The sequence below is a fragment of the Flavobacterium sp. genome (assembly GCF_039932285.1).
Lineage (GTDB): Bacteria > Bacteroidota > Bacteroidia > Flavobacteriales > Flavobacteriaceae > Flavobacterium.
On record NZ_JBDTQE010000077.1, the window covers coordinates 1 to 12,576 of the forward strand.

A 12,576-nucleotide genomic window follows, 5' to 3' on the forward strand; every position below is an offset into this window, starting at 1 on the left:
CCGCTTCACTTGCTGGTGCATTAAATTGATTTAATGCATCAGTTAATGCAGTTGCAGCGCTCGGTAAATCTATTCCAGCTGCTTTTGATAATGTTAAGGTAGCTTCTGTAACTTGGTTTAGAGAATTTACATTTTCAAGTAATTCTGGCTTTGCAGAAGCTATTAATTTATAGGCTTCCACAACCGCAACAGCACCACCTTTCGTTTCTCTGCCTAATAAAATGGCTTGGTTTTTTAAATAATCTAAATCTTTGCCACTTGCGCCTGTTATTGCAGATAAATCAGCAATAGATTGATTGAACTGTTTTATAGTTTCAAATGCACCTTTAATAACTGATGCAATTCCAGCAATTCCAGCAGTCAATCCAAAAGCGCCAACTAAATTTTTAAGGCTTCCTGTAAGTTTTCCAATTGTTGGATAATTACCCACATTTTTAGTAAAATCATTTACTGCGTCATCAGCCTTCTTTACTCTTGCTGCCAAAACATCAAACTCTTTTTGCGCTTTTTTTATAGCATCAGTAGAAGTATTTTCTGTTGAAATTAAATCTAATAACTTGCGCTTTGCATCTGTACGTTCTTTATTTAATTTTTGGTAAGCACCTATAAGACCTAATTTTTCAAGTGCACCTTGTTTTAAAGCCTTATTGTTTAATTCATTTTGAACCCGTTCTTCAATAGTTAATTTTACAGTAGCTTGCTTTACTTTTTGGCTTTGATTTTCAGATTGCTGACGCAATTTTTCGGTTTTAATTGATTCCTGTCTTATTTTCTCTAAAGAAATTTCAGCAGCTTCTCGTTCTTTTAATGCTAAAACTATTTTTTGTGATATAAGTATTTCTGATTGTTTAGCTTCTAAAAATTGCTGGTTATTATCAATTTTACGATATGAACTCATAACTTTGGATAATTCTAAAGAGGATGCTAACAACTGTTTATTAGCTGCGATTGCTTTTTCAAGTTCAGCAGCATAATCACTACCAAATTGCAATGCATCATCAGTAATAATGTCTTTTCTTGTTATTATTCCGTTGGGTGTGGCCATGGCTTTATTTTTTATTAGTTTCTAAAAATTTTGAATGACAAAATAGGACTTACACAAAACGTAAGCCCTATTTTTGTTTTACATAGTAAACCTGTTTTGAAAGTCAAGAGCTCTTTTTTTATAAGTAATTAGCCCTTGTAACTTGTCCGCATCGACGTATGGTTCTCCATTATTGAAGCTGAATAATAAATTCAGACAATTTGAATTATTATTACTGATTCCTTGATCTTCAATAAAGCTTAAAAAATTGTTATAAGAAGCTAATAATTCATTAGCCATTTCTAGTACAGGAAGTTCGTTTTCGTTAATATAAATTCTGCAATAAGTCTCAAAGATTACTTCTTCATCCTCTTTAGATATAACAAACACCTCATTAAACGATATGAATTTAATAGATAATAAAGGGCGTGAATGATAAATCGTTGGCTTAAACAACTTTGCATTTTGAATAGAATTCTTGAATTTTTCTATAACATTAGTATGATTTGAAATCATATTTTCCTTCATAATTTTTGAAGAAATACCCAAACGATCAAGTTGCTCGTTTAGATTATTTAAGTAAAATGAAATAGTATTTTGCGAGCCTGTTAACATTAAAGTTTTAAATATGGAATCATTAAAAGCTCCTAATTCTAGTGATTCGTAGCTTCTTTTTAATTCAGCTAAAACAGGCTTAAATTGTATCAAGTCATTTTTAATCTCTTGACATAAGACTTTATTTTCTTTTAAAAGCGTTCTATTTTTCATAGTATTTTTATTTTGATTGATTGTTTTAAGAATTTAGCCCGCGGCCTCTGGTTTATTTTTTTTTATTAATATTTATTTAAACTAATTCAAAAATGGCGTGGACGTTTTTTGAAAAAAAACACTCTCTTCGATTATATTTATTTTAAATATTTATAAAAGACTTTTATAAATAATATTTATATAGGTGTACACAATGTTTTTTTTAATTGTCAACTAATAGCGCATCAATTGGATTCTCTTTTTTATAGCTGTACAATTGAAGTACTTTTAGTGTCCTTATGGAGGTTTAATCGTTAATCGACACAAAGCTTTTCTTAATGCCTCATCTCTAATCTGTTTTTGTTCCTTTTCTTTAGTTGAGACTCTTCTTTTCTCAGCTTCAAAAATTAAATCTTCAAGAGATAATTTGAATGATATATAAAAACCTCTTGTATATCTGGAGTAATAAATCAAATACCAGTTAAACTGTAATTCCTTCTTTACTTTTTCTAATAGTCTTCTGGAAGAATATTTAAGAAGTTCTTCAGATAGTTCTGAAAGATCAAATGAGCGAGCTTTTCCGTCCATACGAGACAGTAAATACTTATTATCTACTTTCGTGTAAGCTTTGTTTTGAATTATGCTTCTAAGAGCTAAAAATGCAAGAAGACAAACTTTATCGAATTCAGTTTTATCGTTTTTATAATATTCCCAGAATAATGATAGACTTAATCCCGTTTTAGGTAATCTTTCTCCAACTGTTTCGTTGTAAATCCTAATTCCATTTTTAAGACTATTATCATAATTACTTAATTTCAAATCATAAAATTTAGCAGCACTTTTCATTCTTTCTAATTCGTCACCAAATGCTAATTCTATCGATCTTTCATATATTGCAAAATCTGTAATATCGTTTAAACATTTATATGAATCTTTAATGAACCCTTGTAGTAAATGAATTGGGAAATTGAAATATTTTTCTTTTTCATCACTCATAAGCTTGCGTTATTAAACCATTCATAGAAATCTGAAAAAGTTCTAACTATCAAATAAACACCCTTAGCCGCTTCGATTTCTTTTTGATAAGCAATTTGTCCTTCTGACTGTAAATCGTCACCAGTAGCTGCACATTTGATTTCTATTTTAATGCTTTTACCATTTACGACACCATGAACATCACTTGTCCCAGTTTGTCCATTCCCAGGAATCCATTTAGTACTACCAATTGTACGAGTACGACCTAAAATATCAGTTGATGTTTTGCGAGAGTCCTTCATAAAGCCTGTTGAGTTTACTCTTTCAGCTTGTCCTCCGCTCAGTCTTATATAATCAATCACACTTTTTGTGAGCTGATTTGTAGAAGTATCATTGTACTTTGGCTTTGGTGGGAATGGAAAAGAAGGAAATTTTACTTTAAGATTTTCAAAGGCAAGTTGTTCCAGAGCTTTGATAGCTTCAGATTTTACATGTCTTGATTTTGATTTAATAGTTCCATTTGCCTGTGTTTTACTATTACTCATAACCTTATCTTTTTAATAAGGTTACTGATTCTATTAGTTCAGATTTTTTATACAGAACACGACCACCAATGCCGTATGATTTTAATCTACCGCTTTTAGTATGTTTGTGTAAAGTAGTTTTGTTAAAATGAAGTATTGCACAAGCTCCATTACGATCCACTAAATCGCTTTCGTCTTGTGAAATTGTAATGGTTTTGTTGTCGTTTAGAATTGCTGCGGTTGCTTCAGCTAATTGTTGAAATGTGCAACCTTGAAATAAAATTTGTGCTTCCATAATTTCGAGTATTTAAGTTTAATACTGCGAAATTGGCACAATCGATACGATACGATATAGTGATACTGTATCAGTTAAATATCAATTCATTTTGGTATTTTGAAGCACATTCACTTGAAAATTTGGAACATATTTTTATATCATGTAGATTACAATGTTCAATTATTTCTTTAAGTCTATCCAATGAATTAAAGATATTTTTACTATCCTTTGAAGTTCCAAAGGAAGTTGAAAAGTAACTATTATCACTAGCTTTAAATCCTAATTTTAACGCAATGTCTCGAAAAGAAAAACCCTGATCACGTAATTCATAAGCCTTACCATTTGCAAGTTGAATTCCAGTAAGAAACCAAGCTTCTTTAGTTTTATCTTTTACTTTGGATTTAGTCTCAAATTCGACTGAATTTAAAAACAATTGAATAAGCTCTTTATAGTTATTTTTGTAACTTTTTATTCTAGTGTCTAGAATAGGACGTGAAATATAATAGGTTGTTCCATCACTAGGATATTGAGTGTTGTCTTTAGTTGATAGCATTTCATTAACAATGTTATCCACTTCAAAATGAAAGTTTGTTTTTAAATCTGAAATTATCTTTGCTTTGTGGGTTTCATTGTCTATTTCAGCAAAATAACGATTGAAAGTTTTTGCCTTTTCATTTGCAAATGATAGGTATAGAGTATGATCAAATTCATTTTCATTTGAAAAATCAACTAATCTTGTTATAAGAAACTCTATTTTTTCTATTGAATTATCTGAATTGATGTTTTCCATTTTATTTGCTTCTGAATTTATTTTCAAGGTATTTATACAATCTTAAAAAAGTTTATTTCTATTTATCTGTACCATTTTTTATTACTTCCATTTTCGGAACTTCTTTTGGCTTTGGTGCTAATTTGTTGAAATATTCAACCATTTGAAAAGCGTTGTCATAAGTAGTTTTGCCGATATATGAGAGAAACATTCTTTCCGTTCCATGGGCTGTGATACTCATTAAAACGGGTGTAGGAATACGTCCGTAAAAGTTCGTAGCAAATGAACGGCGGCAAACATGAGAACTAACAACCTGCCATTTAGGAAATATATCTTTTTTGTGTGGAGTTCCTTTTTTCTCTTTTATTCTTGCTTTGGTTGGCTTGTCAATTCCTGCAGCTTGACAAACATCTTTGATGTATTCATTGAAGCGGGATAACGATATTTTATAAGGCAATCCATCTTTAAGAATTTCCAATGCTTCGGGAAGTAGAGGAATGGCAACTAGTTTACCCGTTTTTTGTTGCTTCAATTCAATGATTTTCATACCTCCTATCTCTTTTATATTCTTGTCGGTAATATTCAGCAAATCCCCAGCGCGCTGACCAATAAGACAACCTAATAACAAAAATTTACGTGCATTTATTAAAGCCTCTCTAAATAATTCTGCTTTTTTTATATCTTCCTGTTCATCCTCATTTAAAGTGATTATATCTTCCGGTTCTCTACTCTCGGAAATTCCTTGAATATTTTTAACTTGTGTTGAAATTTCAATATCGTTTTTGCCAGCATCACGACAAATGGTCCTAAAATTTGCAATGTTCTTGCCTACGTAGTTTGTGGAATAGCCTTTGCCAAACATCCACAATTTATATTTTTCAAGAAATTTTAAATTAATGTCTTTTATCAAAATGCTTTTGCCTTTTAGCGTGTCAGCTTCATAACGTAAGATAGTACTTTTGAATAATTTTAAATTCTGAACACGTCCGGTGCTTAATCCTAATTCTTTTTTTGCATTTCGTTTATAGGGAGCTTCGTCAATATATTTTTGAATGTACGTAGTCAAAATATCTATATTGACTAATTCGGATTTTCCGTTAAAAACATCAATATTTTTTTGCAACCAATCACCTGTAATTTCAATTCCTGCAGATTCATCTTTATTAAATGCTTTTGTTATGAAATTTGCTAAATCTGCTAAATCTGCTCTCAAATTTTTTATATCGTCTGTACTGCCTTTAGGAAATCCTTTTCCTTGATCCCAATTTTTAAGACTAATAATTTTTCCTGTTTTTCTTTTGAATTCTTTTCTATAACCAGCCGAAAGGAATGCATAAATATTTACAGGTTCGCTTTTGCTTTGAATTATAAACTTAATTTTCATCTGAATTGTTTTATACAAATATAATCATAAAAACGATTTTAGTTGATATCTAGTTGATAAATCACGTATCTGTTTGTATTTAATTGTTTCTTAAAATTGCTTATATTCACTGTAAATAAATACTTTATGAAATTTAAAGAATACATAAAAACATGTAAATACATGGGCTTTGTCCCCGCCGTGGTCACATACTAAAATCGCAAATTATTCAAAAGCAATGATTTGTGATTTTTTTATTTATATTTTTCTAGGAAACTACTTATAAAAGATTTAGTAATGCCTTTATAAACGGTATTTTAGGGCAAGCCAATATAATTTCTAATTCTTCTTTCAGATTAGATTTTTCATCTAAGAATCTCAATATTTTTTTTGATTTTACTTTTAGAAACATATTAGAAAATATCTTTTTACCTAACTCATTGTTTTTGTACAAAACACCAACAAAAAGTTTGTCATAAAATGAGAATCTATTGGGTTTATGAAATTTATTAAAATCGATTGTTAAATTTTTTAATAACAAAACCACTCTTTCCGATTGCTTTATTGTATTCTTAAAAGTATAACCTGTACTAGCTTTTGTCCAACCACCAGCTGTTCCTATATGCAAAACGTTTTTCGAATTACTTTTCCAGAAAGGAAAAACTGTCATAGGAATATTTCCTTGTTCTTTCTTAATAATCTCGAAAGAAGTAGCTCCTTTTTCTTTTAGATAACTACTTATGGCTTCTTCATACTCGCCTTCTTGTAACAAATTGGGAGAGAATAAAGTATATTCGACTAATGCTTCAGTTTCAGAAAATGGCAAAACATACATAAATCGTGTATTTCCTTTTTGCGGAATAGAAAAATCCATGAAAGTAGCACAATTGGCATCAAATATTGGGTTTGTAGTTTTCACAAACCAACCTATAAAATGTTGTTTTAAGAGCGGGTATTTTTTATTATTTTCAATTTTAGATGCATCAAAAATACTATTGAAAAGTATTGATGTAGTATAATTCTCTGTATTGGTTTTTACAATCACTTCTTTTTTTTTATCTTCAAAAGAAATAAACTTTTCTTTTTTCCAGATAATTTCTGGATACTTTTTTAGTTTATTTAAAACATAATTATAAAAACGAATTGACTCAATCATTTTATAATTTGAACAATCTGGAAGACAATCTATTGTTTGTTTTTCATTAGTAAACAAAGCTTTTTCCCACTTTTTAGAAACTAAATCATCCAAATCACCCGATTCCTCTTCCCAAAAACACCAAGTCCTGTCGTTATCATTTTTATCATTAGTATCTAACAATAATACTTTTTTGCTATCTAATAACCTAGCATCTATCATTTTATCTAAAATCATTAGGCTTGCTAATCCCGCTCCAGCAAAGATATAATCGTACTTCATGTGAATTTTTTGAAAGTATTTTAACAAATATAAGAAAACAAAACAATTATTTATTTAGTTTTGTTTAACTTTTACAACAAAAAGATGAACGCAGTTAAAACAATATTTAGCATCAAGGACCTTGAGAATCTTTCGGGAATAAAGGCACATACTATTCGTATTTGGGAAAAAAGATATTCTATACTAGAACCTATGAGAACCGATACAAATATCCGTCTTTATGATATTCATAATCTTCAAAAACTGTTAAACATAACTTTGCTTCATGATTATGGTTACAAAATATCTCGAATATCTAAATTATCCCCTGATAAAATTCCTGCTTTGGTCAGAGAAATTGTGTCAGAAAAAAGTGCAAAAAGCCATGCTATAAATGCTTTTAAAATGGCTATGATGAATTTTGATCAAACTCTTTTTATTAATACTTACAATAATTTGTTATCCGAAAAATCTTTTAGAGATGTTTTTTATGAAGTTTTTATTCCGCTAATGAACGAAATAGGCTTACTATGGCAATCTAATACTATAACAATTGCTCACGAACATTTTATAAGTCATTTGATAAAACAAAAACTTATCACAAATACCGAAAAAATTCAAGTTTTGGAGCCTACTAGATCTGATAAAATTTTTGTTTTATATTTACCTTCAAACGAGATTCATGAACTTGGATTAATGTATCTTAACTATGAATTTATATTAAATGGTTATAAAACTATATATCTTGGAGAAAGTGTTCCAATAGAAAGTCTTAAGGACATTCAACGATATTTCGAAAAAATAACTTTTGTAAGTTATATGACTGTTCAGCCTACAAAGGATGAAATTAACGATTATATCGAGAGACTTAAAACTGAGATTCTTATTGATAACTCCTCTGAATGTTGGCTTATAGGAAAAATGACCACTGAAATAAATCTCAATATTTTGAATGAAAAAACAAGATTATTTCAATCAATAGAATCAATTATAGAAGAAATATAAAGTTTAACATTTTTTTTGTTTAACTTTTTTATATATTTGTTAAACAATTATGAAAAAAGAAATTACAATATTAGGATCTGGTTTTTCATCTTTAGCAGCAGCATGTTATTTAGCACAAGCTGGAAATGATGTGACTATTTACGAAAAAAACACAACAATTGGAGGAAGAGCAAGACAATTTAAAAAAGAAGGATTCACTTTCGATATGGGGCCTTCGTGGTATTGGATGCCAGATGTTTTTGAAAAATTCTTTGCAGATTTTGGGAAAAAACCATCTGATTATTATGATTTAAAAAAATTATCACCAGGATATCAGGTATTTTATGGTATAAATGATTTTATAGCCATTTCAGACAATCTACAAGAAATAATTGACACTTTTGAAAGTATTGAAACCGGAAGTGGAAATAAACTAAAAAATTTTATATCTGAAGCGCAAAGCAATTATGATATCGCTATAAAAGATTTAGTATATAGACCCGGAGAATCACCACTTGAACTCATAACAATAGAAACAGCTAAAAAAATAGATCAGTTTTTTTCGACTATTAGTAAAGATGTTAGAAAAGAATTTAAAAATAAAAAACTTATTCAAGTATTAGAATTTCCAGTTTTATTTCTTGGAGCAAAACCATCTAAAACACCTTCATTTTATAGCTTTATGAATTTTGCCGATTTTGGATTAGGAACTTGGCAACCTACAAATGGTTTTTATGATGTGATAAACGGAATGGCAACTTTAGCTAAATCATTAGGTGTAAAAATAATTACAGATGCAAATGTTGATAAAATAGTTGTCGAGAATAAAACTACTAAAGGAGTTCTAATAAATGATGAAATAATTACTTCTGACATTGTACTTTCTGGAGCAGACTACCATCATACCGAAACACTTTTAGAACCAGAATATCGACAATATTCTGAAAAATATTGGGACAAGAAGACTTTTGCGCCATCTTCTCTCCTATTCTATGTTGGTTTCGACAAAAAATTAGACAATGTGATTCATCATAATTTATTTTTTGATGTTGATTTCGATTTGCATGCAAAAGAAATTTACGACAATCCTAAATGGCCTACTGAACCTTTATTTTATGCGAATTTTACGTCAAAAACCAATCTTAAAACAGCTCCTGAAGGTTGCGAAAATGGATTTTTTTTAATACCAATTGCTCCAGGTATTGAAGACACACAAGAATTAAGAGATGCTTATTTCGAAAAAATAATGACTCGTTTCGAAAAAATAACAAACCAAGAAGTTAAAAAAAATATTATATTTAAGGAATCATTTTGTGTAAATGATTTTGTTAAAGAATATAACTCATATAAGGGAAATGCTTACGGAATGGCGAATACTTTACTACAAACGGCTTTTTTAAGACCTAAATTAAAAAGTAAAAAAGTAAAAAACCTATATTTTACAGGACAACTAACTGTTCCTGGTCCTGGGGTTCCGCCCGCATTAATCTCTGGGAAATTAGTAGCTGATTTAATAAAAAAATATTCATCTTAATATGAAATCACTTTTTGACATAGTATCTAATGAATGTAGTAAGATTGTAACAAAATCCTACAGCACTTCGTTTTCATCGGCAGTAAAAATGCTTGCTCCAAGTATAAGGCAGGATATTTATAATGTGTATGGTTTTGTTCGTTTTGCAGACGAAATTGTAGATAGTTTTCACGATTATGATAAAGAATCCTTATTTAATACCTTCGAAATAGATTTAGAAAATTCTTTAAAACAAAAAATAAGCTTAAATCCAATTTTAAACGCTTTTCAACATACAGTTCATAAATACAATATTCCCAATGAACTAATCGATACTTTTATGAAAAGTATGAAACTAGATTTAGTAAAAAAAGAGTACAAAACCAAAGACGAATACAACGAATACATATACGGAAGTGCCGATGTTGTTGGACTAATGTGTTTAAAAGTTTTTGTAAAAGGAAATGTCGAATTATATGAAAGTCTCAAAAATTCTGCCATGCGATTGGGTTCAGCTTTCCAAAAAGTAAATTTTTTAAGAGATTTGAAAGCAGATTTTGAAGATTTAGATAGAACTTATTTCCCAAATACTGATTTATCACAACTTAATGAAGCTTCTAAAAAAGAAATTATTAAAGAAATTGAAGCCGATTTTAAAGCGGGTTATGATGGAATTATAAATTTACCAATTGAAGCAAAATTTGGTGTTTATACGGCTTATGTTTATTACAAAAAGCTATTATCTAAATTAAAAAAAACGCCTTCTGAAGAAATAAAAAATACTAGAATTCGGGTTTCAGATTATCAAAAAGTTGGTTTACTTGCTAATTGTTATGTAAAATATCGTTTAAATTTATTATAAAATTATGTGGTTATATATCTTAGTTTTCTTTATTACTTTCTTCTTTATGGAGTTTATGGCTTGGTTTAGTCACAAATATATCATGCATGGTTTTTTGTGGAATTTGCATGCTGACCATCACAAGAAAGACCACGATTCTTGGTTTGAACGAAATGATGCTTTTTTTATATTTTACGCTATTGTGAGCATAATTTTCTTTTTACTCTGGAAAAATAATATTCTTGCAGTTGGACTTGCCATTGGTTTAGGAATTTTTGCTTACGGATTAACTTATTTTCTAGTTCACGATATTTTTATCCATCAAAGATTTAAATTATTCAGAAATTCTGATAACAGATATGCTCGTGCAGTTCGTAGAGCACATAAAATGCATCATAAGCATATAGGAAAAGGAGATGGAGAATGTTTCGGAATGCTTATTGTTCCTTTCAAATATTTCAAATAAAAAAGAAAAGCGATCTGGTTAGATCGCTTTTCTTTTTTAATAACAAATAAGTCAAACTATTTAATTAACTCTTGCAATGGTTTTAATTGGTCTAGATTTACATTTCCACTTTTAAGAACACTCATCATTTCCATAATATAAGTAGGATTCATATCTTTTCCTAAAACTCGAACTACAGCAAACCCATTTTCTTTTTTATTTCCATAAATAACAAACTCTTCTATATGCTCGTCTGTTCCTACAAAACTTATTTGAGCTCCTTCTTTTCCAGAACCAAACTTCATTAATTGTTGGTATTTTTCATCTTTTAAAATCGAATTTACTTTTGCTCTTTCAACTTCAAACTGGGCTTTATTTTTATCATTTACTTTAAATGCTAATACATTTATTTTTTCAAATGATGCCAAAGCTTCTTTTTGTGAAACACTTAATTTAGCATTGTCTATATTTAACATTTTTGGAGTTAAATCGAGCGCTACAAAATTTTTGTTTTCAGTATTTTCGACAAAATACTTTTGCAAACTTGGTTCACTTTTACAACTAAATAATAGTGCTAAAGTACATCCTACGAGAAATCTTACTAATGTTGCCATGATTATTTTTTACCCGCTTTTTTAAGAACATCGCCTCCAGGAATATTCATTTTGTTTGTTAGTGTCGAAATTTCATTAATATCGAAATCCCCTGTAAGTGACATCAAAACTGTTTGGTTGTCTTTTACATTAGTATTCTCTATAAACATTAACAATTCTTTTACTTGACTATCTGAACTTCCTGATTTTACGTAAATCTTTACATTTTTACCTGAATCATTCACACGCATTAGTTCTTCTAAATTACTATTTTTTAGATATTTGTCTACATTAACCTTCATATCCGCAGTAGTTTTAACATTCGATGTCATAAATACTTTTAGATTGTCTAATTTTTTAATTAATGACAAATATTTTTGTGCTTCCTTGTCTGAAGCTTCCATTTTTACTTTGCTCATCAAATCGAACATTTTCTTGTTTACGATTATCGAGGTTACACTATCTTGTCCGTCATATTTGTCAAACAATGATTGTGCTTGACTAAAAAATGGTAGTAAGATAAATAAGGCTATAATTATTGATTTTTTCATAATTGTAATTTTTATTTTTCGGAATTGCTTCGCCAGTTCGCAAAAGCTCGGGTTGTTAATTTTTGATTTCATGATTTTGATTTTAATTGATTGATGATTGAATTTACTTTTTAAAAACTCTGTTTTTAGCAGTTTCGTACTCCTGTACATACATTACACTTTCTATGCCAACATTTACATTTGATGATAATAAGGCTAATGCTTTTTGTGTTTCCTTGAATGCAATTTCTGGACTTTCGTAAGTTCCCAACTCATTCTGGCGATTTACAGGCTCATTATTATTTATCATAAAAAACGTAGCAACACCTAACAAAACCACAACTGATGCTGCAACAGACAACCACATAACATTTCGTTTTTTAGTGATTTGTGGAATCTCTTGTACAAATTCTTGTTTTTTTGCTTGGGTAAAATAACCAAACATTGCTTTATATTGCTCTAAATGTGGCGCCACATCTTGAGATAAAAAGTAGCTGCGCAACTCCTTTTCTTCGGCAATCGAGGTTTCTCCTTGAAAGTATTTTTCTAATATTATTTCTATTTTATTGAATTCCATAATTATGGGTATTTGTCA

15 protein-coding genes are annotated in these 12,576 nt (G+C 29.4%); 4 read left to right on the top strand and 11 right to left on the bottom strand.

Annotation, left to right across the window (positions count from 1 at the left end; genetic code table 11):
• The 8 genes from ABI549_RS11755 to ABI549_RS11790 form a co-directional block, all read right to left on the bottom strand.
• Positions 1–1,045 (bottom strand): hypothetical protein (locus ABI549_RS11755; protein ID WP_348076656.1); only part of this gene is annotated, 1,045 nt, incomplete at its 3' end.
• Between the two features lie 78 nt (positions 1,046–1,123).
• Positions 1,124–1,792: a hypothetical protein gene (locus tag ABI549_RS11760; protein WP_348076657.1), complete on the bottom strand. Its 669-nt coding sequence runs from the start codon at positions 1,790–1,792 to the stop codon at positions 1,124–1,126.
• 276 nt (positions 1,793–2,068) lie between these two features.
• Positions 2,069–2,767, bottom strand: coding sequence for a hypothetical protein (locus ABI549_RS11765; RefSeq protein ID WP_348076658.1), 699 nt, complete (start codon positions 2,765–2,767; stop codon positions 2,069–2,071).
• Positions 2,764–3,291, bottom strand: a complete 528-nt coding sequence (locus ABI549_RS11770) for a hypothetical protein (RefSeq protein WP_348076659.1) — start codon at positions 3,289–3,291, stop codon at positions 2,764–2,766. The genes ABI549_RS11765 and ABI549_RS11770 overlap by 4 nt, the downstream gene beginning before the upstream one ends.
• A 4-nt stretch (positions 3,292–3,295) precedes the next feature.
• Positions 3,296–3,565: a helix-turn-helix domain-containing protein gene (locus ABI549_RS11775; protein WP_348076660.1), complete on the bottom strand. Its 270-nt coding sequence runs from the start codon at positions 3,563–3,565 to the stop codon at positions 3,296–3,298.
• Positions 3,566–3,635: 70 nt separating this feature from the next.
• Complete coding sequence (locus ABI549_RS11780; RefSeq protein WP_348076661.1) at positions 3,636–4,337, bottom strand: hypothetical protein; 702 nt, start codon at positions 4,335–4,337, stop codon at positions 3,636–3,638.
• 58 nt (positions 4,338–4,395) lie between these two features.
• A complete protein-coding gene (locus tag ABI549_RS11785; protein ID WP_348076662.1) occupies positions 4,396–5,700 on the bottom strand; it encodes a phage integrase SAM-like domain-containing protein in 1,305 nt (434 codons plus the stop codon).
• 259 nt (positions 5,701–5,959) lie between these two features.
• Positions 5,960–7,096, bottom strand: a complete 1,137-nt coding sequence (locus ABI549_RS11790; RefSeq protein ID WP_348076663.1) for a lycopene cyclase family protein — start codon at positions 7,094–7,096, stop codon at positions 5,960–5,962.
• Positions 7,097–7,180: 84 nt separating this feature from the next.
• On the opposite strand from ABI549_RS11790, the gene ABI549_RS11795 reads away from it, so the two are divergent.
• The 4 genes from ABI549_RS11795 to ABI549_RS11810 are packed head-to-tail and all read left to right on the top strand — an operon-like array spanning position 7,181 to position 10,879.
• A complete protein-coding gene (locus ABI549_RS11795; RefSeq protein WP_348076664.1) occupies positions 7,181–8,080 on the top strand; it encodes a MerR family transcriptional regulator in 900 nt (299 codons plus the stop codon).
• 49 nt (positions 8,081–8,129) lie between these two features.
• Complete coding sequence (gene crtI / locus ABI549_RS11800; protein WP_348076665.1) at positions 8,130–9,593, top strand: phytoene desaturase family protein; 1,464 nt, start codon at positions 8,130–8,132, stop codon at positions 9,591–9,593.
• 1 nt (position 9,594) lies between these two features.
• Entirely contained in the window at positions 9,595–10,434 is an 840-nt protein-coding gene (locus ABI549_RS11805) for a phytoene/squalene synthase family protein (RefSeq protein WP_348076666.1), read from the top strand.
• Positions 10,435–10,438: 4 nt separating this feature from the next.
• A complete protein-coding gene (locus ABI549_RS11810) occupies positions 10,439–10,879 on the top strand; it encodes a sterol desaturase family protein (protein WP_348076667.1) in 441 nt (146 codons plus the stop codon).
• A 56-nt stretch (positions 10,880–10,935) separates the two neighbouring features.
• Here the strand turns inward: ABI549_RS11810 and ABI549_RS11815 are convergent, their stop codons facing one another.
• The 3 genes from ABI549_RS11815 to ABI549_RS11825 form a co-directional block, all read right to left on the bottom strand.
• Positions 10,936–11,472: a DUF4252 domain-containing protein gene (locus ABI549_RS11815; protein ID WP_348076668.1), complete on the bottom strand. Its 537-nt coding sequence runs from the start codon at positions 11,470–11,472 to the stop codon at positions 10,936–10,938.
• A 2-nt stretch (positions 11,473–11,474) separates the two neighbouring features.
• On the bottom strand, positions 11,475–12,002 hold the full coding sequence (locus ABI549_RS11820) for a DUF4252 domain-containing protein (RefSeq protein ID WP_348076669.1): 528 nt from the start codon (positions 12,000–12,002) through the stop codon (positions 11,475–11,477).
• 103 nt (positions 12,003–12,105) lie between these two features.
• A complete protein-coding gene (locus ABI549_RS11825; protein WP_348076670.1) occupies positions 12,106–12,558 on the bottom strand; it encodes a hypothetical protein in 453 nt (150 codons plus the stop codon).
• Between the last annotated feature and the right edge of the window lie 18 nt (positions 12,559–12,576).